The organism is Streptomyces sp. NPDC050806, from assembly GCF_055586425.1.
This window is the reverse complement of the sequence record NZ_JBVJIF010000010.1, coordinates 141,231-165,922: the sequence shown is the minus strand read 5'-3', so window position 1 is coordinate 165,922 and position 24,692 is coordinate 141,231. Positions and strand designations below refer to the sequence as shown.

The 24,692-nt window shown below is 72.4% G+C and carries 20 protein-coding genes; 12 read left to right on the top strand and 8 right to left on the bottom strand.

Going from position 1 to position 24,692, the window contains the following annotated elements:
• Positions 1-35: 35 nt before the first annotated feature.
• The 5 genes from ACZ6WH_RS30140 to ACZ6WH_RS30120 form a co-directional block, all read right to left on the bottom strand.
• Positions 36-1,310, bottom strand: coding sequence for a GAF domain-containing protein (locus ACZ6WH_RS30140; RefSeq protein ID WP_469732198.1), 1,275 nt, complete (start codon positions 1,308-1,310; stop codon positions 36-38).
• A gap of 111 nt (positions 1,311-1,421) precedes the next feature.
• Complete coding sequence (locus tag ACZ6WH_RS30135) at positions 1,422-2,147, bottom strand: class I SAM-dependent methyltransferase (RefSeq protein ID WP_469732196.1); 726 nt, start codon at positions 2,145-2,147, stop codon at positions 1,422-1,424.
• Between the two features lie 74 nt (positions 2,148-2,221).
• A complete protein-coding gene (locus ACZ6WH_RS30130) occupies positions 2,222-4,723 on the bottom strand; it encodes an ATP-binding SpoIIE family protein phosphatase (protein ID WP_469732194.1) in 2,502 nt (833 codons plus the stop codon).
• 347 nt (positions 4,724-5,070) lie between these two features.
• Positions 5,071-7,449, bottom strand: coding sequence for an MFS transporter (locus ACZ6WH_RS30125; RefSeq protein WP_469732192.1), 2,379 nt, complete (start codon positions 7,447-7,449; stop codon positions 5,071-5,073).
• Between the two features lie 248 nt (positions 7,450-7,697).
• Entirely contained in the window at positions 7,698-8,141 is a 444-nt protein-coding gene (locus ACZ6WH_RS30120) for an SRPBCC family protein (RefSeq protein WP_469732190.1), read from the bottom strand.
• 156 nt (positions 8,142-8,297) lie between these two features.
• On the opposite strand from ACZ6WH_RS30120, the gene ACZ6WH_RS30115 reads away from it, so the two are divergent.
• Both ACZ6WH_RS30115 and ACZ6WH_RS30110 read left to right on the top strand, forming a co-directional pair.
• Positions 8,298-9,386, top strand: a complete 1,089-nt coding sequence (locus ACZ6WH_RS30115) for an Rv2578c family radical SAM protein (protein WP_469732188.1) — start codon at positions 8,298-8,300, stop codon at positions 9,384-9,386.
• A 69-nt stretch (positions 9,387-9,455) separates the two neighbouring features.
• Positions 9,456-9,890, top strand: a complete 435-nt coding sequence (locus tag ACZ6WH_RS30110; RefSeq protein ID WP_469732186.1) for a MerR family transcriptional regulator — start codon at positions 9,456-9,458, stop codon at positions 9,888-9,890.
• Here the strand turns inward: ACZ6WH_RS30110 and ACZ6WH_RS30105 are convergent.
• Positions 9,844-10,605, bottom strand: a complete 762-nt coding sequence (locus ACZ6WH_RS30105; protein ID WP_469732184.1) for an SDR family NAD(P)-dependent oxidoreductase — start codon at positions 10,603-10,605, stop codon at positions 9,844-9,846. The two genes, ACZ6WH_RS30110 and ACZ6WH_RS30105, sit on opposite strands and share 47 nt — an antisense overlap.
• 104 nt (positions 10,606-10,709) lie before the next feature.
• Between ACZ6WH_RS30105 and ACZ6WH_RS30100 the strand changes: the two genes are divergently transcribed.
• The gene (locus ACZ6WH_RS30100; RefSeq protein WP_432860105.1) at positions 10,710-11,237 is read left to right on the top strand and encodes a GNAT family N-acetyltransferase; all 528 of its coding nucleotides are present in this window, start codon (positions 10,710-10,712) and stop codon (positions 11,235-11,237) included.
• 56 nt (positions 11,238-11,293) lie between these two features.
• Here ACZ6WH_RS30100 and ACZ6WH_RS30095 read toward each other — a convergent pair whose 3' ends face one another.
• A complete protein-coding gene (locus ACZ6WH_RS30095; RefSeq protein WP_469732182.1) occupies positions 11,294-11,908 on the bottom strand; it encodes a HEAT repeat domain-containing protein in 615 nt (204 codons plus the stop codon).
• A gap of 330 nt (positions 11,909-12,238) precedes the next feature.
• On the opposite strand from ACZ6WH_RS30095, the gene ACZ6WH_RS30090 reads away from it, so the two are divergent.
• The 9 genes from ACZ6WH_RS30090 (at position 12,239) to pssA (ending at position 23,130) form a co-directional block, all read left to right on the top strand.
• Positions 12,239-14,065 carry a 3-hydroxyacyl-CoA dehydrogenase family protein gene (locus tag ACZ6WH_RS30090; RefSeq protein ID WP_469732180.1) on the top strand — a complete coding sequence of 609 codons (1,827 nt, stop codon included), beginning with the start codon at positions 12,239-12,241 and terminating at the stop codon, positions 14,063-14,065.
• A gap of 118 nt (positions 14,066-14,183) precedes the next feature.
• Positions 14,184-14,987: a TetR family transcriptional regulator gene (locus tag ACZ6WH_RS30085; RefSeq protein ID WP_361567082.1), complete on the top strand. Its 804-nt coding sequence runs from the start codon at positions 14,184-14,186 to the stop codon at positions 14,985-14,987.
• 425 nt (positions 14,988-15,412) lie between these two features.
• Entirely contained in the window at positions 15,413-16,750 is a 1,338-nt protein-coding gene (ccrA, locus tag ACZ6WH_RS30080) for a crotonyl-CoA carboxylase/reductase (RefSeq protein WP_469732177.1), read from the top strand.
• Positions 16,751-16,772: 22 nt separating this feature from the next.
• Positions 16,773-18,785 carry a protein meaA gene (locus ACZ6WH_RS30075; protein ID WP_399713367.1) on the top strand — a complete coding sequence of 671 codons (2,013 nt, stop codon included), beginning with the start codon at positions 16,773-16,775 and terminating at the stop codon, positions 18,783-18,785.
• Positions 18,782-19,747 carry an HpcH/HpaI aldolase/citrate lyase family protein gene (locus tag ACZ6WH_RS30070; protein ID WP_469732175.1) on the top strand — a complete coding sequence of 322 codons (966 nt, stop codon included), beginning with the start codon at positions 18,782-18,784 and terminating at the stop codon, positions 19,745-19,747. Before ACZ6WH_RS30075 ends, ACZ6WH_RS30070 begins: the two co-directional genes overlap by 4 nt.
• Positions 19,748-19,751: 4 nt before the next feature.
• Positions 19,752-20,273: a MaoC family dehydratase gene (locus tag ACZ6WH_RS30065; RefSeq protein WP_432860095.1), complete on the top strand. Its 522-nt coding sequence runs from the start codon at positions 19,752-19,754 to the stop codon at positions 20,271-20,273.
• 2 nt (positions 20,274-20,275) lie between these two features.
• Positions 20,276-21,481 carry an acyl-CoA dehydrogenase family protein gene (locus ACZ6WH_RS30060; RefSeq protein ID WP_432860093.1) on the top strand — a complete coding sequence of 402 codons (1,206 nt, stop codon included), beginning with the start codon at positions 20,276-20,278 and terminating at the stop codon, positions 21,479-21,481.
• A gap of 169 nt (positions 21,482-21,650) precedes the next feature.
• A complete protein-coding gene (locus tag ACZ6WH_RS30055; RefSeq protein ID WP_030612964.1) occupies positions 21,651-22,298 on the top strand; it encodes a phosphatidylserine decarboxylase in 648 nt (215 codons plus the stop codon).
• A complete protein-coding gene (pssA, locus tag ACZ6WH_RS30050; RefSeq protein ID WP_432860091.1) occupies positions 22,285-23,130 on the top strand; it encodes a CDP-diacylglycerol--serine O-phosphatidyltransferase in 846 nt (281 codons plus the stop codon). The genes ACZ6WH_RS30055 and pssA overlap by 14 nt, the downstream gene beginning before the upstream one ends.
• A gap of 365 nt (positions 23,131-23,495) precedes the next feature.
• Here pssA and ACZ6WH_RS30045 read toward each other — a convergent pair whose 3' ends face one another.
• Positions 23,496-24,620, bottom strand: a complete 1,125-nt coding sequence (locus tag ACZ6WH_RS30045; RefSeq protein ID WP_469732689.1) for a glycerate kinase — start codon at positions 24,618-24,620, stop codon at positions 23,496-23,498.
• Between the last annotated feature and the right edge of the window lie 72 nt (positions 24,621-24,692).

Below are 24,692 nucleotides of genomic sequence, written 5' to 3'. Positions count from 1 at the left end.
CCGTCGCGATGGCTCTCCGCGGCTCCGGAGGGCCGTCACTCGCGCAGTGCGGTGCTCAGCCGGCCCGCCGCGAGGGCGCGGCGGGGATCGGCCGGGAGCAGGACGCGCAGCGCGTGCTCGTGGATCTCGGCGTCGTGCGGGGCGCGCTCGCCGTAGCCGAGCGCGTGGTCGGGGAAGCGGCTGGCCAGCACCGCCTCGCGCACCGCGACCTCCAGGTGCTCCCGCCAGGCGACGATGCCGGGCGCCTCGGAGTGCGGGAGCAGCGGGCCGCCGTACCGGGAGAGCGCGCGGTCCAAGTCGCCCGCCGCCAGCGCCCGCAGCACCTCCACGGCGTCGCAGGCGACCGGCGCCGTCAGCGCGTATCTGCGGGTGGCGACCGCGCCGCCGAGCGCCCTGCGCAGGTGGGAGACCTCCGCCTTGAACGTGGAGGCGGTCACCGGGCGTTCGCCGTACAGCGCGTCCCGCAGCCGCTCCGGGGTGTACCCCGCGGGCTCCAGCGCCAGCAGCGTGAGGATCTCCAGCTGGCGGGGGCGGAGCCGCAGCCGGGCGCCGCCGCGTACGGCCTCCTCGGCGCCGAGGCAGGTCAGCCGGACGCCGGACGCGCCGGACGCTCCCGTACCGCCACCGGCCGCCCCGCCCCCGTGTGGCCGGTCGCCGAGGTCGGTGCGGAGCCGGGCCTCGACGGTGGAGACCAGGGTGCGGACGGTGGACATGGCGAGCGGATGCGAGCGGTCCCAGGTCGTCGAGAGGTCCAGGACGCCGAGGATGCGGCCGTCGGGGGCGTGGATCGGGGCGCAGTAGCAGGCCCAGCCGTGCAGCGCGGCGACCAGGTGCTCGGCGGAGAAGACGGCGCTGGGGCGGCCGGTGCGCAGCGCGAGGGAGAGGGCGTTGGTGCCCATGGCCTGCTCGTCCCAGCGGCCGCCGGGCGCGAAGTTGACCTGCTCGGCGCGGCGCCGCATGACGCGGCCGCCGCAGGTCCACAGGAGGGTGCCGGACTCGTCGGTGACGCCGGCGACGAACCCGGCGTCCTCGGCAATGCTGTTCAGCTCGTCGGCGAGGTCGCCGACCGGGCGCCGCAGCGGCGAATCGGCCCACCGGGGGCGTACCTCACCGCCGTCCGTCACGGGGGCGCTGACCGCGCCGGGGTCCACGGTGTGCAGCGAGCGGACCCAGGACTCGGTCACCTCCCGGCGCAGCGGCGCCGTGCCGGCCGGCGCCCGCCGGGCCAGGCGCAGCTCCGGGACCCAGCGGGCCCATTCGCTCTCCAGCGCGGCTCTGCGCTGTCTGAGGTCACTCCGCACTGCTGACATGGCGTCCCGCACCTCGTCGTCTCCAGAAGGGCCACCGGTCCACGGCAGGAACCTGTGCCCAAAAATAGTGCGGGACGTGCGCGGGGCACAGACCGCGTGGCGTACCCGCCCTCACGCCTCCCGGGGTTCGGCGAGCAGCCAGTTGGTGGGGACCTCGACGGGGGTGCCGTCGGGGCGGATCTCGGTGGTGACCAGCGGCAGGCGGCCGGACCCGGTCCTCGTCAGGCCGTGCGCGGCCAGCAGGTCGGGGACGGCGCCGTCGGGCATCTCCGCGGGCGCGATGCCGTGGGAGAAGATGGCGCGCACCTTGGGCGGCGGGCCGCCCGGGCGCTGCACCAGGGACATCAGGACGTTCTTGGCGTCCTCCGAGGGCTCCACGAGGAAGGCCCGGCCGCGTCTGCCCAGAAGCGCGGCGATGCCCGCGACGATGCGCGGCCGGTCCTCGGGTGCGCACTGGTGCAGTACGCCGCGTACGTAGACGTTCGCCTCGCCCACGTCCTCGTGCAGCGCCCGTATCTGCACGGCGTCCGCCGCGTCCACCTGGCGGTATTCGGCCACCTGCAGCGGGTCCTCCCGACGGGCCCGGTCAATTGCGGACGCCGAGACGTCAACGCCGATCGCGCGTGGGTACCGTTCGGCCAGAAAGCGGGTCTGCGTGCCATTCCCGCACCCCAGATCGATCACCGGCAGCGCGGCGTCGAAGTGATCGGCGAAGAACGGGAGATGGCGGGCGACCGCCAGGGCCGGCGCCGTGTCCCAGAAGACCTCGCCCTCGCCCGCCGGCGCGTCGCGCCAGAAGCCTTCCCATGCCGTCGGACCGTGGCTCGATGCGCTCATGGCCAATTGCTACTGCCCGGTCTCGGCAGCCCGCAAGAGTGGCAACGCTTCTTTCAGAAGTGGTGGACGCTCTTTCACCTCATGTTCGAACGTGATCCTCGACGCGTCCTCGGCAGCGTCTGCTCGAACCACACCGTCTTGCCCGTGGACGTCCGGCTCGTGCCCCATTCCCGGGCCAGCCGGCTCACCACCCGCAGCCCGCGCCCGAATTCGTCGTCGTCCCGCACGCTCAGCAGCTGCGGCAGACTGTGGTCGTCGTCCGACACCTCGCAGAGCAGCGCGTCCGTCCGCACCAGGCGCAGCACGACGTGCTGAGTGTGCGCGTGCCGTACGGCATTGGTCACGACCTCGCTGACCAGCAGCTCGGCGGTGTCCGACGCGGACTCCAGACCCCAGACGGCGAGCTGGTCGCGGACCAGCCGGCGGGCCCGGGAGACCTCGCTCGCCGCTATGGGCAGCCGCCACTCGGCCACGTCCGCGCGCTCGATGCCGTTCAGCCGGGCCATCAGCAGCGCCACGTCGTCCTTGCGGCCGCCCCGGCCCTCGTTCAAGGTCGCCGCGAGCGACCGGATGATCATGTCGCAGGCGTCGTCCATGGAGGCGGCCGGGTGCGCCGCGGACTCGGCGAGCGCGGCCAGCCCGACGCCGATGTCCTCGCCGCGCACCTCCACCAGGCCGTCCGTGCACAGCACGAGCCGGTCACCGGGCGCGACGGGCAGGGTCACCGCCTCGAAGGGCACCCCGCCGACGCCGATCGGGGCGCCCGTCGGCAGGTCCAGCAGCTCGCTGCGGCCGTCCGCCGCGCGGACGACGACAGGCGGGATGTGCCCGGCGTTGGCGATGGTCAGCCGGGACCCGATCGGGTCGTAGACGACGTACAGACACGTCGCGAGGTAGTTGTCGCCGAGGCGCTGGGCGAGGTCGTCCAGACTGCGGAGCAGCTGCGCCGGCGGCATGTCGATGGCGGCCATGGTCTGTACGGCGGTCCGCAACTGGCCCATCATCGCCGCGGAGTTCAGGCCGTGCCCCATGACGTCGCCGACCACCAGCGCCGTACGGGAGCCGGGCAGCTTGATCGTGTCGAACCAGTCGCCGCCGACCCGGCCGAGGCGGGTGCCGGGGAGGTAGCGGGTCGCGGTGTCGCAGCCCGCCATCCGGGGCTCGATGTGCGGGAGCATGCTGTCCTGCAGCGTCTCCGCGACGTTCTCCTGGTACGTGTACATGCGGGCGTTGTCGAGCACCAGGCCCGCACGCGCGGCCAGTTCGGCGCCCGTGACCCGGTCCATGTCGTTGAACTCCACGCGCTCCGGGTGGCGCAGCAGGATCATGAACCCCAGGACGACGTTCCGCGCCTTCAGCGGGACGACCAGCATGGAGCGCAGGTTGATCAGCGGGCTGATGTCGCGCTTCTCGAACTGCCCGGCGATGGCGTTGCCCATCTCCTCGCTGATCCGCGGGATCAGCACGGGCTCGCCGGTGGTCATGCACTGGAAGAACGGGGTGTGCGCCGGGAAGGGCATCGACTCGCCGACCGGCACCACGTCGTCCCAGCGGCCCGGCTCGTCGTTGTGCTCCAGCGCGACGCGGTGCCACATGGTCGTGGTGTCCGGCGGGCCGTCGGGGAAGCCCTCGCCCGCGATGACCTGCTCACGCAGGTACGTGCCCGCGACGTCGGTGAAGCGGGGCACGACGGCCTCGCTGACCTCCTGGATGGTGCGGGCCAGGTCCAGTGAGGAGCCGATGCGGCCGCTGACCTCGTTCAGGAACTCCAGGCGCTCGCGGACCGCGACGTATTCGAGGTCCGACTCCAGTTCGGCGGCGGCCGCCGCGGCGGCCCGCGGGTCGGCGGCCTCCTCGGAGGCGGCGCGCAGCAGCCGGGCCCGCCGCTCCACGCGCCGGGGCACACCCCAGTCCGGCGTGACGGGAAAGCGCTCCTGCTGACTGATCTCCAGTACCGGATAGCCCAGTTCGAGCACCTGGGAGACGATCCGGGCGCTCTCCTGCGGGCTCATGCTCGGCAGGATGTCGGGCAGCCGCCGGGCCAGCTCCTGGGAGCCGGGGAAGTCCGTGTGCAGCGCGAAACCCGGGGCATACCGCTCGCGGTCCCGCCCGTCCCGCTCCTCGCCCTCGCCGTGCAGCTGCCCCGCGTCGGCGGCCAGCACGAGCAGCCGCTCGGGTCCGGGCCCGACCAGAGGGTACGCCCACCACAGGATGTCGACCCGGCCGCGCTCCGGATCCGCCGTACGGGCCCGCCCGGCCCGCGGGTAGGAGGTCTCGCCGCCGAGCGCGGACTCCAGGTCGGGTCCGTGCGGGTCCTCGGCGCCGTCCGGGCCGCGCCACTCGTCGGAACCCAGCGCCCCGGAGACGGGCATCAGCTCCACGGCGGGCGCGCCCACCGCCTCCTCGCGCGAGGCGCCGAAGAGCCGGCGCGCGCCGCGGCTCCAGTGGGAGACCAGCCCGCGGGAATCGACCACGACGACGGCCAGGGGGATCCGGCCTGGCTCGGGGTCCCGCGGCGCGGGCAGCCCCTGTGCCGCGCTCACCATGTCGTCGCCGTGCGACGGGCCACGCTCCATGGGCGGTTGCTCCTTCGTACGCGTACGCATGATCTGCGTCCCGCTACCACGGTACGGCCACGCGCTGCCTGACGGGGCGCATTCCGGGAAGTGCCGTACCGCGGCCGGAGGGCGTCCTGCCTCGCGTTACTCCACGACACACACGCTTTTCCCATCGCCCGCACACCTCCCGCCGGTCCCGTGGACGACAGTCGTCCACGAGCACGGGACCGTAGCGGAAAGGAGCGCCGCGCGGTGGCCTTGGAGACACGAAGGTGCATATTTCCGCCGAGTGCGCCCTGCGGATGCGCGTGCACTCCGTAGGGCCGCTCTCCGGGGCACACCGTGGCGTGCCCCGGGCCCAGCGGTCAGTCCTCGTGCCCGAGTTGGAGATCGCGCTCCGTCCGGCCGCCGCCCGCCACCTGGAGGACCGTGGCCACCGGCGGATAGCCGGCGGCGACCACGGTGTACTCCCCCGCGGCCATGTCCACGAAGCGGAACAGCCCGTCGGGGCCCGTGGTCGCGGTGTCCACGACGTTGCCGCCCGCGTCCAGGAGCGTGACCCGGGCGTCCTCCACGGGGCGCCCGCCGCCGGCCCGTACGGTGCCGCGCAGCACGGCCCCGCCCGCCAGTTCGACGTCCTGACGGGTCTCGCGGGCCGCCTGGACGGTCACCGGCAGCGCGGCCGGCCGGAAGGCGGGGGCGCTGGAGGCGAGCGTGTACTCCCCCGCCACCAGCTCGCCGATCACGTACCCGCCCTCGCGTCCGCTGCGCGTCGTGGCCACCACCTCGCCGCGCACGTCCGTCAGCGTCACCATGGCGTCGCGCACGGGCGTGCCGTCGGCCGTGGTGACCGTGCCCGCGAGCCGTCCCGCGCCGCCGAGGACCACGTCCAGGTCGACCGGCCGGTCCCCCACCGTGACGCTGACGGCGCGGGGTTGATGGCCGCCGGCCGCCGCGATCAGCACGTACGACCCGGTGCCCGGGGTGCTCAGCGCGTACCGCCCGTCCTCGCCGGTCGCGCCGCGCCCGATCTGCCGCCCGGTGACGTCGATGAGGGTGAGCGCGGCACGCGGCACGACGGAGCCGTCGTGGTGCTGCACGGTGCCGCAGACGGGCACGCCGGCCGGCGAGTACGGGGCGGCGGCGGGCGCGGTGCGGGCCGCGGGCACGGTCGCGACGGCCTCCGTGCCGCCCTCGCCCGGGGCGGTCTGCGGGTCGTGCGGGGAGTAGGCAGCGTGGGACACCTGGGGGTTCTCCTTGAGGAAGAAGGCGAGCAACAGCCCGAGGAGGAGCACGGGCACGAGGTGGCGCAGGAGGCCGGGTACGGCCTCGGCGTGGGCGACGGCGTGGCCGTCGTGGAGCGGGCCCGCCGCCCGTACGGCGAGCACGGCACCGAGGGCGGCCGCGCCGGCGGCGGCGCCGAGCTGTCGCGCGTACGCCCCGGCGGCGAGGGCCGTGGTGGTGCCGTCCGGGCGCTCGGCCTGCCGTACGGCCACGGGCAGGACCGGCAGGACGAAGCCGAGGCCGAACCCCAGGATGGCCGTCCACAGCGCCACGGTGGCGTGTGCGGTGTCCGCCCGGAGGTGGGAGAGGAGCCACATGCCCTCGGCAGCGAGGGCGCAGCCCAGTACCGGGAACAGCTTGTGGTGACCGGTGCGGCCGGTGAGCCGGCCGGCGACGGCCGCCGCCAGGACGAAGCCGCCCGCCAACGGGAGCAGCAGCAGCGCGCCTTCGAGGGCCGAAGTGCCGCCGGGCCCTCGGAGGAAGGCCGGAAGGTGTACGACGGCCCCGAGGAGCGCGGCGCCGCCCGCCGCGCCGACGGCAGCGGTGACGAGGAACGTCCGGTCGCGCAGGAGGCGCGGCGGAAGGATCGGTTCGGCGGTGAAGTACCCGACGGCCGCGAGGAGGAGGGCGCTGCCGAGCGCGCCGCAGGAGAGGCCGAGCACGGTGCGCGAAGCCCAGGCGTGCTCCGTGCCGGCCCAGCAGGCGAGCAGGATCACGCACCCGGAGAACGCGGCGAGCAGCAGGGCGCCCACGGGGTCGGTCCCCGGCCGCCGGGCGTGCCGGGGAGCCTTGAGCGCGACGGCCACCACGAGGAGGGCGAAGAGCCCGAGCGGCACGTTGACGCCGAAGTACCAGCGCCACGAGGCGTGTTCGGCGAGGAGGCCGCCGACGAGCGGGCCTGCCGCGGTGGCGAGCCCGTAGGCGGCGCCGGTGAGGACCGTGGCGCGGACGCGTGCCCGGTGCCGCTCGGTCTCCGAGGCCAGCGCCTGCACGCCGCCCATGATGCCGCCGGCTCCGAGGCCCTGAAGGGCGCGGCCGGCGAGCAGTGCGTCCGTCGTGTGCGCCCGTGCGGCCAGCGCGGAGCCGGCCACGAAGACGAGGAGGGCGAGGAGGAGCGCCGGCTTGCGGCCGAAGCGGTCGCCGAGCCTGCCGTACAGGGGCAGAGCCACGGCCGAGGCGAGGAGGTACGCGGGCACCAGCCACGCGGTGCGGTCGGTGCCGTGCAGCCGGCCGGCGAACTCCGGGAGCGGGCCGGCCACGACGGTCTGACCCAGCGCCGCGAGGAGCAGCGCCGGGGCCAGACCGAGCACGGCCGCCGTGCGGACACGGCGGGGTCCGGGCCGCTCCGTCTCCACAGGGCCGGGCTCGGCGGGCCGCGCCGCGTCCGGTTCGGCCGTGGTCGCGCCGGACGCCGGCGGTCCCGACCTCTCGTCCGGCTCCGCCAGTGTGGTCCCTCCCACGTGCTGCTCCCCTCGTCACGCCTGTGCCGCGCCCTGTTCTCGCATCGGGCGACAACTGCGATCAAGCGTGGCGAAACGGCGCGTACGGGGCAGGTTCGGCCGTCAACGGCCTTACGGGGGCGGCACGTCCGGCCCCCATCAGGGCTTTAGCCCGTCGGCCGCGGACAGCGCGCGTCATGCCGGCACGGTGGGAAACCACTCGATCCGGTGAGGCGCGCGGCCCGGCTCCCGCTCCCCTGCGGGCGCGGTCACTTCTCCGTGTGCGCCGCGAGGTTGGCGAGCATCGCGTCGTAGATCCGGCCGAGGCCCTTGGGCGCGAAGGTGCGCTCGAAGAAGCCGCCGACGCCGCCCGCGCCCTGCCAGGTGGTGGTCACGACGACCCGGGCCCGCCGCTCGCCCGCGGGGGTGACGGTCCAGGTGGTGACCATCGAGGAGTTGCGGTCCTTCTCCACCAGCTGTCCGTCGGTCGGCTCGTCGACCTCCAGCAGGCAGTCGCGGACGCGCTTGCTGGTCGCCTGGAGCTTCCAGTGCACCAGCGTGCCCTTGCCGTCGCCGCCCTCGCGGACCTCGTACTCGCTGAAGTGCTCGGGCAGCAGCTTCGGGCGGGTGCCGGAGTAGTCCGCGAGCGCGTCGAAGACGTCGTCCGGGTTCGCCGCGATCTCGCGCTGCGTGGTGGCCTCGACCTGGCCCATGTGTGCTGCCCTCCAGGGTGCTCGCTTGCTGGTGGTGCGGTGTGCGGCAAGCCAACCACTCCGGGGCGGCGCGCCCAAATCCGGGTTGACAGCACCGATGGGAACGTCTGTTCTATTATCGACGGCGGGGGGCCGCAGCACCCATGAGGAGGCGCGATGCGCTGGGAGAACTTGAGCGAGGGCTCGGCGGACCCGTCAGGTCCGCCGCGCACGCCCGCGCTCTTCGGCACGGACGTGGTCAGCCGAACCATTGACACCCCGGAGTTCCGCGGGGTGACGTTCCACGAGGTACGGGCCCGGTCGATCGTGAACCGGGTCCCGGGCGCCTCCCGCATGCCGTTCGAATGGACGGTGAACCCCTACAGGGGCTGCACGCACGCCTGTGTGTACTGCTTCGCCAGGCGCACCCACAGCTATCTCGACCTGGACACCGGGCTCGGCTTCGACAGCCAGATCGTGGTCAAGGTCAACGCGCCCGACCTGCTGAGACGCGAGCTGTCCGGCAGACGCTGGCGCGGCGAGCACATCGCCATGGGCACCAACGTCGACTGCTACCAGCGGGCCGAGGGCCGGTACCGCCTGATGCCCGGCATCATCGGCGCCCTCCGGGACCACGCGAACCCCTTCTCGATCCTCACCAAGGGCACGCTGATCCTCCGCGACCTCGACCTGCTGCGCGCCGCCGCCGAGGTCACCGACGTCGGCATCTCGATGTCGGTCGGCTTCCTGGACCGCGAGCTGTGGCGCACCGTGGAGCCCGGTACGCCGTCCCCGGAGCGCCGCCTGGACGCCGTCCGCACCCTCACCGAGCACGGCATCGGCTGCGGCGTCCTGATGGCCCCCGTCATTCCGTTCCTGGGCGACCACCCCGATCAGCTGCGGGCCACCGTACGGGCCGTCGCGGCGGCCGGCGCGTCCTCCGTGACGCCGCTCGTGCTGCACCTGAGGCCGGGCGCCCGCGAGTGGTTCATGGCCTGGCTGGAGCACCATCACCCCCATCTGGTGCGGCGGTACGAGCGCCTGTATGCGGACGGCGCGTACGCCCCGAAGTGGTACCAGCGGAGGATCACCCGCCAGGTCCACGAGCTGGCCGCCGAGTACGGCATCGGCCCCGCACGCGCCGACGGGCACCGCCGCGTCGCGCCCCGCCACGCACCCCGGGTACCTGCCCAGGCCGGCCCCGCGGACCTCGCCTCCCCCGCCGGCCCCGCGGCGGGGGAGGCCACCCAGCTGACGCTCCTCTGACCGCCCCCCGACCCACGGAGAAGCGCCCCGATCGGGCGCGTCCGGGCGCCCGCCCCGTACGCTGGGCCGGTGCGGATCGGGGAGCTGGCGGCGGTCACGGGGGCGACGCCCCGGGCGCTGCGCCACTACGAGCAGGAGGGGCTGATCGGCTCCGTACGCGAGGCCAACGGCTACCGCGTCTACGACGAGCGGGCCGCGGTGCGGGTCCGGAACATCCGGCATCTGCTCGACGCCGGGCTCACGCTGGCCGACGTGCGGTGCTTCGCGGGCTGCCTGGACGGCGACATGACGACAGCGCCGCCGTCCCCCGAGGGCCTGCGCATCGCCCGGGACCGGCTCACCCTGATCGACGCGCGGCTGGCCGCGCAGACGGAGGCCCGCGACCGGCTGGCCCGCGCGCTGGACGCCGCCCAGGCCCCTTACGAGGCCACCAACCGGCCCCCGTCCGAGGCGCCCGTCACGCCACCACCGCGCCCCCGTCCACCGGCAGGATCGCGCCCGTGACGAACGCGGCCTCCGGGGAGGCCAGCCGCAGCACCGCAGCCGCCACCTCCTCCGGGCGGCCCAGCCGGCCCAGCGGGGTGTGGTCGATCTGCCAGGCGCGCACCGCCGCCAGGTGCGCGGGCGACGCCCCCGAGTGCTCCCCGATCGGGGTCTCGACGGCGCCGGGGGCGACGCCCACGACCCGTATGCCGCGCGGCGCCAGCTCCACCGCCCAGCTGCGGGTGAGCGTGTCGAGTCCGGCCTTGCTCGCGGCGTAGACGGCGTTGCCGGGCCAGGCGCGCTGTCCCACGGCCGTCGAGACGTTGACCACGACGCCGGCGGCGCGCTCCAGGTGCGGCAGCGCCGCCCGGGTCAGCAGCACGGGCGCCACCAGGTTGGTCGCGAACTGCGCTGCGGCCGACTCCTTCGTGCAGGCCCCCAGCGCGCCGCTCGCCACGATCCCCGCGTTGTTGACCAGGACGTCCAGTCGCCCGTGCGTGTGGAGCACATGGTCCGTGATCCGTTCCGGGGCCCCGTCGGCGGTGATGTCGGCGGCGTACGGCGACATCGCCGGGTGGCCCGTCGCGGCCTCCGCCAGCGGCTCCGGGCGCCGCCCGACCGCCACCACGCGTGCCCCCGCCGCCACGAAGGCCCGTGCGGTGGCCCGCCCGATGCCGGTCCCGGCCCCGGTGACCACCACGACCCGCCCGTCGAACTCCTGCTTCTCCGTGCTCATGCCGGGCAGTCTGGAACCCTGCCGCCTGCGTCAAGGTCAAACCGACGGCGGCCGCGCCGGAAAATCACCACGCCTCCCCGACGCGCGGCACCTAGCCTGCCCCCATGGGAGAGCTGCGGATACGGCGGATGGCCGAGGACGACATCGGAGCGGTCTGCGCGATCAGGGTCCGCGGCTGGCAGTGGGCCTACGCCGGGCTGGTGCCCCAGCACTTCCTCGACGGGCTGGACATCGCCGAAGAGGCGCAGCAGCGACGGGAGTTCTTCACGGAGGCGCCGGCCGGGGTGGTCAACCTCGTGGCGGAGCACGCCGGTTCGGTGACCGGCTGGGCCGCGTTCGGGCCGTACCGCGACGAGGCGACCGGCCGGCGGGACCACGCGCACGCGGAGCTGTACGCGCTGTACGTACGGCCCGAGCAGGCGGGCACCGGCATCGGCCGCGCGCTGATGGCCGCGTCCCTCGACCTCACCAGGGAGCGTGGTTACTCCGGCATGCGCCTGTGGGTGCTCAAGCACAACGCCCGCGCGCGCCGCTTCTACGAGCGCGCGGGCTTCGCCCCGGACGGCGCGGAGGACGCCGAGGAGCTGGCCGGCGCGCTCGTGCCGGAGGTCCGGTACACCCGCTCCCTGTAGCGCCCGGGTTGACCGGGTGGAGCCGGGCGCCACCGTCTTCGGTCTGCCCTGCCCGGTCAGCCGCGGCCGTTGCGCCCGCTGTCCAGCCTCGCCAGGGAGGCCGCCGCCGCTGCCGCCAGCCGCGGGTGGTCCAGGGCCGAGGTGAGGGCCGGGACGGCGCGCCGGTCGCCGAGCGCGCCCAGGCCCTCCACACAGGCCAGCGCGACGCGCCAGTAGGGGGTGTGCGGGGTGAGGAGGCGTTCGAGGGTGGAGACCAGCGCCGGGACGGACTCGGGGGCGCGGAGGTCCGCCAGCAGGCGCACGGGGTGCAGCGCGTAGGCCGTGCGGAGGGGGTTGGTGGCGAGGGCCGCGGCGGCGCGTGCCGTACGGGGGTCGCCGAGCCGGGCCAGCGCGTGCGCGGCGGTGGCGCAGCGGACGGGGTCGCGGTAGTTCAGCAGCAGGACGAGCGTCTCGAAGGCGCGGCGGTCGCCGGCGCAGCCGAGCGAGAAGGCGGCGATCTCGCGGGTCCACAGGGGGCGCTCGACGGCGGTGAGCATTCTGGCCAGCTCCTCGCGGCCGGCCGGGGTGTTCTTGCGGGCGAGGCCCAGCAGGCGTTCGTAGGTGACGAGGTCGGCCGGTGACCGCAGCTCGCCTCGTACCCGGTCGGTCAACTCGTGGAAGTGGTCTTCCATTTGTGTGGCTCCTCCCCCACTGCCTCGGCGTGGCCCGCGCCACAGATTAATTCCCCCTCTTCCCCCTGGCGCTTGCCGTTACCCGCGAGTTAATCTGCTGGCACGAGCAGCACCCCTGCTCGGGCGGCCTGGTGACGCAGCCGCCAAGAGTGAAGTCGGTTCGGCACCGCAACGCACGACACACAGCGAGTGACCGGCAGCGATCCCGGGACAGGGTCCGCCGCGCAGCTCCCTCCGTACGCGCCCTTCGACCGCGTCGACGGCGCGTGCGCTCACCCTCAGTCGTCACTTCTCCCCTGTTCGCAGGGGAACACCCTCTGGAGTCTCGTGATGGGCTTCTCGTCCACCCCTGATTCGCCCCTGTCCCCCGCCACCGCCGCGTCCGGCATCGCCACCGTCGCCGTCGTCGGCCTGGGCACGATGGGCACCGGCATCGCCGAGGTGCTCGCCCGCGCCGGCCGCGAGGTCATCGGCATCGACATCGACGACGCCGCGGTGCGCCGCTCCGTCACCGCACTGGAGTCGTCCACCGCCCGCGCCGTGCGCCGCGAGCGGCTCACCGAGCGCGAGCGGGCCGATGTGCTCGCCCGCTTCCGTACCTTCTCCGACCTGCAGGCCGCCGCCGACGCCGACCTGGTGATCGAGGTGGTGCCGGAGGACTACGAGCTCAAGCGGCAGATCCTCACCGCCCTGGACGGCATCGTCCGCCCGGACACGGTGCTGGCCACCGGCACCAACTCGCTCTCGGTGACCCGGCTGGCCGCCGACTCGCAGCGCCCCGAGCGCGTGGTCGGCCTGCACTTCTTCGCCCCGGCGCCGGTCATGAAGCTGGTCGAGGTGGCCTCCTCGGTGCTGACCGCGCCGACCGCCGTCGCCGCCGTCACCGAGCTCGCCCGCGAGCTGGGCAAGGACCCGATCGCGGTGGGCGACCGCCCCGGCTTCGTCGCCGACGGCCTGCTCTTCGGCTACCTGAACCAGGCCGCCGCCATGTACGAGTCGAAGTACGCCACGCGCGAGGACATCGACGCGGCCATGCGGCTGGGCTGCGGCCTGCCCATGGGGCCGCTGGCGCTGCTGGACCTGATCGGCATCGACACCGCGCGCACGGTGCTGCAGGCGATGTACGCGGCCTCGCACGACCGGCTGCACGCGCCCGCGCCGATCCTCGGCCACCTCGCCGAGGCCGGGCTGACCGGCCGCAAGGCGGGCCGCGGCTTCTACACGTACGAGACGCCCGGCTCCGCGACGGTCGTGCCGGACGGCGGGACCCCCACCGAGCAGCACGAGCAGGCCGCCTCGCGCACGGTGCGCAGCGTCGGCGTGGCCGGGTCCGGGACGATGGCGAGCGGCATCGCGGAGGTCTTCGCGAAGTCCGGCTTCGAGGTCGTGCTCGCGGCCCGCAGCCAGGAGAAGGCGGACCGGGCCAAGGCACTGGTCGAGAAGTCGCTGAACCGGTCGGTGGCCAAGGGCCGGATGACCGAGGAGGCGCGGGACGCGGCGCTGTCGGCGATCACCCCGGCGGACTCGCTGGACGCCTTCGCCGACGTGGACCTCGCCGTCGAGGCGGTGGCCGAGGACCTGGCGGTCAAGCAGCAGCTGTTCGCGACGCTGGACAAGGTCTGCAAGCCGGGCGCGGTGCTGGCCACCACCACCTCCTCGCTGCCGGTCGTGGCGTGCGCGCGGGCCACCTCGCGCCCGCAGGACGTCATCGGGATGCACTTCTTCAACCCGGCGCCCGCCATGAAGCTGGTCGAGGTCGTCCGCACCGTGCTGACCGCCGACGATGTGCACGCCACCGTGCGGGCGGTGTGCGCCAAGGTCCGCAAGCACCCCGTGGACTGCGGCGACCGGGCGGGCTTCATCGTGAACGCGCTGCTCTTCCCGTACCTGAACAACGCCGTGAAGATGGTCCAGGAGCACTACGCCTCGCCGGACGACATCGACGCCGCGATGAAGCTGGGCGGCGGTTACCCGATGGGCCCGTTCGAACTGCTCGACGTGGTGGGCCTGGACGTCTCGCTGGCCATCGAGAAGGTGCTGCACCAGGAGTTCCGCGACCCGGGCCTGGCCCCGGCGCCGCTGCTGGAGCACCTCGTCGCCGCGGGCTGCCTCGGCCGCAAGACCGGCCGCGGCTTCCGTGAGTACGCCAAGCGCTGACGCCGGGGGTGGCTGGGGCGGGCTGCTCGACCCTGGGGGCAGCCCGCCCGCGGCTTCCCGGCCGCCCGTTCCGCGGGCGAATGCCGCAGGCCGCGGGAATATGAAGTACCGTCCCCACATGTCCCAGCCCGCTCGTACGCAGCCTTCCGACGGAAACGACAGCACCACCCCCGGCTCTCGCCGCGCGGCCGCCCAGCGGCTCAAGATGCGCCGCGAATTGGCGGCGGCGGCGATGGAGCTGTTCGCGACAAAGGGCTACGAGGCGACGACGGTCGACGAGATCGCCGCGGCGGCGGGCGTCGCCCGGCGGACGTTCTTCCGCCACTTCCGCTCCAAGGAAGAGGCGATCTTCCCGGACCACGACGACACCCTCGTACGGGCCGAGGCGGTGCTGGACGCGGCACCTGCGCACGAGAACCCGCTGGACACGGTCTGCCGCGGCATCAAGGAAGTCATGCGGATGTACGCGGCCTCGCCCACGGTGTCGGTGGCCCGCTACCGCCTGACCCGTGAGGTGCCGACGCTGCGCGAGGCGGAGATCGCCTCGGTGGCCCGTTACGAACGCCTCTTCACGCGCTACCTCCTGGGCCACTTCGACGAGGGCGCGCACCGCGAGGGCAACGACGACCCGCTGCTGGCCGAGGTCGCCGCCTCCGCGGTGGTCACCGCGCACAACCACGTCCTGCGGCGCTGGCTGCGGGCGGGCGCGCAGGGCGATGTGGAGACGCAGCTCGACCACGCCTTCGCGATCGTCCGCGAGACGTTCGGCACGGGCATCGGGGCCGGCCGGACGCCCGCGAGCCCGCCGCCCGCCGCGACGGCGGCCCGGGAGGGCGAGGTGCTGGTGACGGTGGCCCGTACGGACGCACCGCTCAGCGAGGTCATGCGCACGATCCAGAAGGCGCTGCGCGAGCACCGCTGAGACCGGCCGGACAGAGCGCCGTCACGCCATGGGCGTGGCGGCGCTCTGTCATGCGACCCGTGAGTAACAAACATCACGCACCCCCTCCAGCGGGGGCGGAACGTCCGGTTTCATGGTGATTTGCGTTGCTCATGCGTGCCGCCCGGATGACATCTGAGAGAAATTGTTGGCACCGAGTGCCTTGTCGACTGGCACGCGGTGTCATACGTTGATGTTGTCCGGGCGGCCGGTGCACCCCGATCTTCGGCGTACCGGTTGTCCCCGCGAACCACTGGTCCGCGCGCCCGGACGCCTGCGTCACAGGCAACCTCCCGCGCACACCCGCGCCTGCCGAGCACCACACAGCCGAACCGACGGCACCGCCTTCGCACCACCCCCGACGTTCCCTCAAGCCGTCCCTCATATGGCTTCGCCGGAGGCACACCGTGAACCACATTCTTGACGCCATCACCGCGCAGGACAGCACCCGCGAGGACTTCGCGAACCTGCCCGTCCCCGAGTCGTACCGCGCGGTCACCGTGCACAAGGACGAGGCCGACATGTTCGCCGGCCTCCCCAGCAACGAGAAGGACCCGCGCAAGTCGCTGCACATCGAAGACGTGCCGGTGCCGGAGCTGGGCCCGGGCGAGGCCCTGGTCGCCGTCATGGCGTCCTCGGTCAACTACAACTCCGTGTGGACCTCGATCTTCGAGCCGGTGTCCACCTTCAGCTTCCTGGAGCGCTACGGCAAGCTCTCGCCGCTCGCCAAGCGGCACGACCTGCCGTACCACATCATCGGCTCCGACCTGGCCGGCGTCGTGCTGCGCACCGGCCCCGGCGTGAACTCCTGGCACCCCGGCGACGAGGTCGTCGCGCACTGCCTCTCCGTCGAGCTGGAGTCCTCCGACGGCCACAACGACACGATGCTCGACCCCGAGCAGCGCATCTGGGGCTTCGAGACCAACTTCGGCGGCCTCGCCGAGATCGCGCTCGTGAAGTCCAACCAGCTGATGCCCAAGCCGGACCACCTGAGCTGGGAGGAGGCGGCGGCCCCCGGCCTGGTGAACTCCACCGCGTACCGCCAGCTGGTCTCCCGTAACGGCGCCGGCATGAAGCAGGGCGACAACGTCCTCATCTGGGGCGCGTCCGGCGGACTCGGCAGCTACGCCACCCAGTTCGCGCTGGCCGGCGGCGCCAACCCGATCTGCGTCGTCTCCAGCGAGGACAAGGCGGAGATCTGCCGGAGGATGGGCGCCGAGGCGATCATCGACCGCAAGGCCGAGGGCTACAAGTTCTGGAAGGACGAGCAGACCCAGGACCCGCGCGAGTGGAAGCGCTTCGGCAAGCGCATCCGCGAGCTGACCGGCGGCGAGGACATCGACATCGTCTTCGAGCACCCCGGTCGCGAGACCTTCGGCGCCTCCGTGTACGTCACCCGCAAGGGCGGCACCATCACCACCTGCGCCTCGACCTCCGGCTACATGCACCAGTACGACAACCGCTACCTGTGGATGTCCCTGAAGCGCATCATCGGCTCCCACTTCGCCAACTACCGCGAGGCGTGGGAGGCCAACCGCCTGATCGCCAAGGGCAAGATCCACCCGACGCTGTCGAAGACGTACTCCCTGGAGGACACCGGCCAGGCCGCGTACGACGTGCACCGCAACCTCCACCAGGGCAAGGTCGGCGTCCTCGCGCTGGCCCCCGAGGAGGGCATGGGCGTCCGCGACCACGAGAAGCGCGCCGAGCACCTCGACGCGATCAACCGCTTCCGGAACGTCTGAAAACCCCGAGGGCTGGCCAGACATGACTGAGCGTCAGAAGGATCGTCCGTGGCTGATGCGGACGTACGCCGGGCACTCCACCGCCGAGGCGTCCAACGAGCTGTACCGGCGTAACCTCGCCAAGGGCCAGACCGGCCTGTCGGTCGCGTTCGACCTCCCGACGCAGACCGGTTACGACCCCGACCACGTGCTCGCCCGCGGCGAGGTCGGGCGGGTCGGGGTCCCGGTCTCCCACCTCGGCGACATGCGCCGGCTGTTCCAGGACATCCCGCTGGAGCAGATGAACACCTCGATGACCATCAACGCCACCGCGATGTGGCTGCTGGCGCTGTACGAGGTGGTCGCCGAGGAGCAGGGCGCGGACATCTCCAAGCTGTCCGGGACCACCCAGAACGACATCGTGAAGGAGTACCTGTCGCGGGGCACGCACGTGTTCCCGCCCGGGCCCTCCCTCCGGCTGACCACCGACATGATCACGTACACGGTGGCGCACATCCCGAAGTGGAACCCGATCAACATCTGCAGCTACCACCTGCAGGAGGCCGGGGCCACGCCGGTGCAGGAGGTCGCGTACGCGATGTCCACCGCCGTCGCGGTGCTGGACGCCGTACGGGACTCCGGGCAGGTGCCGCCGGAGAAGTTCGGCGACGTGGTCGCGCGGATCTCCTTCTTCGTGAACGCGGGGGTGCGCTTCGTCGAGGAGATGTGCAAGATGCGCGCCTTCGGCCGCATCTGGGACAAGATCACACGCGAGCGGTACGGCATCGAGAACCCCAAGCAGCGCCGCTTCCGCTACGGCGTCCAGGTCAACTCCCTGGGGCTCACCGAGGCGCAGCCGGAGAACAACGTCCAGCGGATCGTCCTCGAAATGCTGGCCGTGACGCTCTCCAAGGACGCCCGCGCGCGTGCCGTGCAGCTGCCCGCCTGGAACGAGGCGCTGGGCCTGCCCCGCCCCTGGGACCAGCAGTGGTCGCTGCGTATCCAGCAGGTGCTCGCGCACGAGAGCGACCTGCTGGAGTACGAGGACATCTTCGCCGGGTCGCACGTCATCGAAGCGAAGGTGGACGCGCTGGTCGAGGAGGCGCTGGCCGAGATCGACCGGATCCAGGAGATGGGCGGCGCGATGGCCGCCGTGGAGTCCGGCTACCTCAAGTCCCAGCTGGTCAGTTCGCACGCGGAGCGGCGCGGCCGGATCGAGGCCGGCGAGGAGAAGATCGTCGGCGTCAACTGCTACGAGTCCACCGAGCCGAACCCGCTCACCGCCGACCTGGACACCGCGATCATGACGGTGGACCCGGACAACGAGGCGCGGGTGGTGCGGGCACTGCACGAGTGGCGGGACGCCCGCGACGAGGCGCGTGCCCAGGAGGCGCTGTCGGCGCTGAAGAAGACGGCGGCCGGCGACACCAACCTCTTCGCGGCCACACTGGAGTGCGCCAGGGCCGGCGTGACGACCGGGGAGTGGGCCTGGGCCCTCCGGGACGTCTTCGGCGAGTTCCGGGCCCCCACGGGCGTCTCCAGCGCCCCGCTGGCGGTCCCCGCCGAGGCGGGCAGCCCGCTCGCCGCCGTCCGCGAGAAGGTCGCCCGTACCGCCGCCGACCTCGGCAGCGGCAAGCTGCGCCTGCTGGTCGGCAAACCCGGCCTGGACGGGCACAGCAACGGCGCCGAGCAGATCGCCGTACGGGCCCGCGACGCCGGCTTCGAGGTGGTCTACCAGGGCATCCGGCTGACCCCCGAGCAGATCGTCTCGGCGGCCGTCGCCGAGGACGTGCACTGCGTCGGCCTGTCCATCCTCTCCGGCTCGCACGCCGAGCTGGTCCCGGACGTACTGGCCCGGCTGCACCGCACCGGAGTCGACGACATCCCCGTCATCGTCGGCGGCATCATCCCCTCGGCGGACGCGGCAGCGCTGCGCGAGGCCGGTGTCGCCGCCGTCTTCACCCCTAAGGACTTCGGTATCACGGAGATCATCGGCCGTATCGTCGACGAGATCCGCACCGCGAACAAGCTCGACCCCCTGGAGGTCCCCGCATGACCAGCCCTGAGAACCGTCTGCGTCCGCGCCGCTCCTGCCTCGCGGTCCCGGGCAGCAACCCGCGCTTCCTGGAGAAGGCCCAGGGCCTGGCCGCCGACCAGGTCTTCCTGGACCTGGAGGACGCCTGCGCGCCGCTCGCCAAGCCGGAGGCCCGGCACACCATCGTCAAGTTCCTCAACGAGGGCGACTGGACGGGCAAGACGCGCGTCGTACGGGTCAACGACTGGACGACCGAGTGGACCTACCGCGACGTCGTGACCGTCGTCGAGGGCGCGGGCCAGAACCTGGACTGCATCATGCTGCCCAAGGTCCAGGACGCCTCCCAGGTCGTGGCGCTGGACCTGCTCCTCACCCAGATCGAGAAGACGATGGGCTTCGAGGTCGGCAAGATCGGCATCGAGGCGCAGATCGAGAACGCCCGGGGCCTGAACAACGTCAACGAGATCGCGGAGGCGTCGCCCCGCACCGAGACGATCATCTTCGGCCCGGCCGACTTCATGGCGTCCATCAACATGAAGTCGCTGGTCGTCGGCGAGCAGCCGCCCGGCTACGGCGCCGACGCCTACCACTACATCCTGATGAAGATCCTGATGGCGGCGCGCGCCAACGACCTCCAGGCGATCGACGGCCCCTACCTGCAGATCAAGAACGTGGACGGCTTCCGCGAGGTCGCCGGGCGCGCCGCCGCGCTGGGCTTCGACGGCAAGTGGGTGCTGCACCCGGGTCAGGTCGAGGCGGCCAACGAGGTCTTCTCGCCCTCGCAGGAGGACTACGACCACGCCGAGCTGATCCTCGACGCGTACGACTACTGCACCTCCGAGGCGGGCGGCAAGAAGGGCTCGGCGATGCTCGGCGACGAGATGATCGACGAGGCCAGCCGCAAGATGGCGCTGGTCATCTCCGGCAAGGGCCGGGCCGCCGGCATGAAGCGCACCAGCAAGTTCGAAGCCCCGGAGGCGTGACGACATGCAGTTCGGCCGCACCTACGAAGAGTTCACCGTCGGCGACGTGTACAAGCACTGGCCCGGCAAGACGGTCACCGAGTACGACGACCACCTCTTCTGCCTGCTCACCATGAACCACCACCCGCTGCACATGGACAGCAACTACGCCGAGTCCACGACCGACTTCGGCAAGAACGTCGTGGTCGGGAACTACATCTACTCGCTGCTGCTCGGCATGTCCGTGCCGGACGTCTCCGGGAAGGCCATCGCCAACCTGGAGATCGAGTCGCTGAAGCACGTGGCGCCGACCTTCCACGGCGACACGATCTACGGCGAGACGACCGTGCTGGACAAGACGCCGTCGAAGTCGAAGAACGACCGCGGCATCGTGCACGTCGAGACCAAGGGCTACAAGCAGGACGGCACGCTGGTCTGCGTCTTCCGGCGCAAGGTGATGGTGCCGACGGCCACGTACATCAAGGAGCGCGGCGGCGAGCAGCCCGGCCGTCCGGAGCTGAAGACCCCCGCGGCGAAGGAGAAGTAGCCATGGCGCGCCTGGCACAGACCGAGGGTCTGACGGACATCCAGCGGGAAATCCTCTCCACCGTCCGCGATTTCGTGGACAAGGAGATCCTTCCGGTCGCCACCGAGCTGGAGCACAAGGACGAGTACCCGACGCAGATCGTCGAGGGGCTCAAGGAACTGGGCGTCTTCGGGCTGATGATCCCCGAGGAGTACGGCGGCCTCGGCGAGTCGCTGCTCACCTACGCGCTGACGGTCGAGGAGATCGCGCGCGGCTGGATGAGCGTCTCCGGCATCATCAACACCCACTTCATCGTCGCCTACATGCTCAAGCAGCACGGCACGCAGGAGCAGAAGGACTACTTCCTCCCCCGGATGGCGGCAGGTGAGATCCGGGGCGCCTTCTCCATGTCGGAGCCGGCGCTGGGGTCCGACGTGTCCGCGATTTCGTCCAAGGGTGTGCGGGACGGCGAGGAATACGTCCTCAACGGCCAGAAGATGTGGCTGACGAACGGCGGCTCGTCGACGCTGGTGGCCGTGCTCTGCCGGACGGACGAGGGGCATCCGGAAGGCACGCCGCCGCACAAGTCGATGACGACCTTCCTCGTGGAGAAGGAGCCCGGCTTCGGCGAGGTGCGCCCCGGACTGACCATCCCGGGCAAGATCGAGAAGATGGGCTACAAGGGCGTCGACACGACCGAGCTCATCATGCAGGACCTCCGGATCCCCGCGAATCGCGTGCTCGGCGGCGAAACCGGACGTGGTTTCTATCACATGATGGACGGCGTCGAGGTCGGCCGGGTGAATGTCGCGGCACGTGGCTGCGGCGTCGCGCAGCGTGCGTTCGAACTGGGGGTGGATTACGCGCAGCAGCGACACACCTTTGGTAAGCCGATCGCAAAGCATCAGGCCATCCAGTTCAAATTGGCCGAAATGGCTACAAAGGTCGAGGCGGCCCATGCGATGATGGTCAACGCCGCCCGCAAGAAGGACTCGGGTCAGCGGAATGACCTGGAAGCGGGCATGGCGAAGTACCTCGCCTCCGAGTACTGCAAGGAGGTCGTGGAGGACGCCTTCCGCATCCACGGCGGTTACGGCTTCTCCAAGGAATATGAAATCGAACGCCTGTACCGCGAGGCGCCCATGCTGCTCATCGGTGAAGGTACCGCTGAGATCCAGAAAATGATCATTGGGCGCCGGCTACTGGAGGAGTACCGAATCCAGGGCTGAATGTCCGTTTCGGGGTGTTTTCTTCGAGAAGAAGATCACACCCCGTCACGGGACTTCGGCCACGGATTGGCGTTGGCTCTTGGCCAGTTGCCGCTCGCAACCGATAGCATCCCCGGAAAGCCGCGCGTCCCCCATTCCTACGCGGCATCCTCCGCTACGAAGGTCATCCATGCCCCACAGCCAATCCTCTGCTCACCGCGGTCGCGTCCGCCTCGCGCGCGGAGCGTCGCCGTGGCTCCTGCCGACCGTCGCGACGGCAGCGGTCAGCCTGGCCCGCTCCCGGCGCTCGGGACGCTGGGCCGCCGTCGCCGTGCCCACCACCGCTCTGGCGGCGGGCATGCTGTGGTTCTTCCGCGACCCGGAGCGCGACATCGCTCAGGGCCGCGTCATCTCCCCGGCCGACGGCGTGGTGCAGAGCATCATGCCGTGGAAGGACGGGCGCACCCGAGTCGCGATCTTCATGAGCCCGCTGAACGTCCACGTGAACCGCGCCCCGCTGGCCGGCACGGTCACGTCCGTCGAGCACATCCCCGGCGGCTTCGTTCCCGCGTTCAACAAGGAGAGCGAGAACAACGAGCGGGTCGTCTGGCACTTCGACACCGAGCTCGGCGACGTGGAGATGGTGCAGATCGCCGGTGCGGTGGCCCGCCGCATCGTTCCCTACGTCCCGCAGGGCACCAAGGTCGAGCAGGGTGAGCGCATCGGTCTGATCCGCTTCGGCTCGCGCGTGGACGTGTACCTGCCCGAGGGCGTCGAGGCCGCGGTCGAGGTCGGCCAGGCCACCACAGCGGGGGTGACTCGTCTTGACCGTGATTGATCCCGATACCCAGGCGGGCTGGGTGGCCGAGGAAGAGGAGGACGACGACATGCCGCTGTCGACGCGGCTGTCGATAGCGGACACGCTCACCCTCGGCAACGCGATCTGCGGCTTCATGGCCGTCTACTTCACGACCACCGGCGTCCTCATCCCGCACCTCACGGGCACGGACGACGGCGGCATGGCACGGCACAGCGCCGCCATGGTCGTGATCCTGATGCTGCTCGCCTCCGTCTTCGACCTGTTCGACGGACTGGTCGCACGCAAGCTGCGGGCCTCGGCGATGGGGGCCGAGCTCGACAACCTCTCCGACCTGATCAGCTTCGGCCTGGCACCCGCGTACTTCGTCGTGACCTGGGGCATGGTCGCCCAGGACGCGAACCAGCGGGTCTCGGTGGTCGCGGCGGTGGTGGTGCTGCTGGCGGTGGTCCTCCGCCTCGCCCGCTTCTCGTGCGTGACGGTGCCGAACGGCATGTTCCAGGGCATGCCGAGCCCGTTCGGCGCGCTGACGGTCGTGGCGATCGTCCTGCTGGAGCTGCCCTTCCTCCCCACGCTCCTCGCCATCATCGGCGTGGCGTGGCTGATGGTCAGCCGGGTGGAGTACCCGAAGCCGCGGGGGCGCCTCGCGGTAGCGATGCTCTCCTGGATCGTGCTCAGCATGGTGATGCTCGCGGCGTGGGCGCTGGACGCGCCGGCCGGTCAGCTGCTGCTCCAGACGGGCTGTGCGCTGCAGGTCGTGACGGCCGCGATGATTCCGCTCTTCGCGACCGCCCGCCGCGTGAACACCTTCCGCGACAACCGCCGCGAGGCGCGGGCGGCGCAGCTTCCCTAGCGGGAAGGGCTGGCCGACACGCCGGAGGCCCGGTACGAACCTTGTGGTTCGTACCGGGCCTCCGGCGTGTGTGGGGCCGCCGCGGAGCGGCGCGCCCAGGGGCGCGGGGAACTGCGCGTCCGGCCCACCGGCTCCCGCACAGGACCACCGACCTCGCGGTGCCGCCCCGCCCGTGGGCCCGCTGCGGCGCCACTGTGGTTGCTCGCGCAGTTCCCCGCGCCCCTGAAGCCGGCCACGTCAAGCCCGTCCGGCGCTTGAGGGCCGGGGTCCGGGGCAGCGCCCCGGTTTCGGGAAGGGGTGGGTCCGGGGCGTGCTTCTCCAGGTGCACCACCGCGGCGGCGCGCCCGGGGAGCGGAAAACGGCGGCTACGCCAGAAAGTCCCGCGCCAGGGACTCCGCCGCCTGTTCCAGGAGCGGGCCCGCGTGGGCCATGCAGCGCTCCGGGTCCGGCTCCAGCGCCGTCAGGGGGTACGCGCGTTCGATGCCCGCCTGGAGCAGCGCCGAGGGCGGCAGGAGGAGCCGACCGCAGACGGCCACGACCGTCAGCCCGCGGGCGCGCGCCGCCGCCGCCACGCCCGCCGGCGCCTTCCCGTGCAGCGTCTGCTCGTCCAGTGAGCCCTCGCCGGTGATGACGAACGTGGCCCGCTCCAGCGCCGGGCCGAAGCCGAGCACGTCGAGCATGACGTCGATGCCGGGCCGGAACTCCGCGCCCAGCCCCACCAGCGCGCCGTATCCGATGCCGCCCGCGGCCCCCGCACCGGGCGCCACCGCGTACTCGGCGGCCTTCGGCCCCACCGCCGCCTCCAGCACCTTCGCGTAGTGCGCCAGCGCCGCGTCCAGCGTGGCGACGTCCGCCTCGCTCGCGCCCTTCTGCGGGCCGTAGACGGCGGGCGCGCCCTTCGGGCCGGTCAGCGGGTTGTCCACGTCGCTGGCCAGCACGATCTCGGTGGTGGCCAGCCGCTGGTCGAGCCCGCTGAGGTCGGCGGTGGCCAGGCCCGCGAGGGGGCCGCCGCCCGGTGCGACCGGCTCCCCCGCGCGGTCCAGGAAGCGCGCGCCGAGCGCGGCGAGCATGCCGGCGCCGCCGTCGTTCGTGGCGCTGCCGCCGACGCCGAAGACGACGCTGCGGGCGCCCGCGTCCAACGCGGCGAGCAGCAGTTCTCCGGTGCCGTACGTGGTGGCCGTGAGCGGCGCGAAGACGCCCTCCGGGAGATGCTGGAGGCCGGACGCCTCGGCCATCTCCACCACGGCCGTGCCGTCGGCGCGCAGCGCGAACGTGGCCGTGACGGGCGTACCGGTCGGCCCGGTGACCCGCGCCTCGTGCCGGGTGAAGCCGGCCGCCAGCGCCGCCGCGACCGTGCCGTCGCCGCCGTCGGCGACCGGGACCGCCGCCACGGACAGCCCCGGTACGGCACGCCGCAGACCGGCCGTGACGTGCTCGGCGACCTGGACGGCCGTCAGCGAGCCCTTGAACTTGTCCGCGGCGATCAGCACGTGTGCTGCCAGCCTCCCTGTCGTTGCTGCGTCCACGTCCGCCACCCTGACTCCCCTTGCCGTCGAACTGCC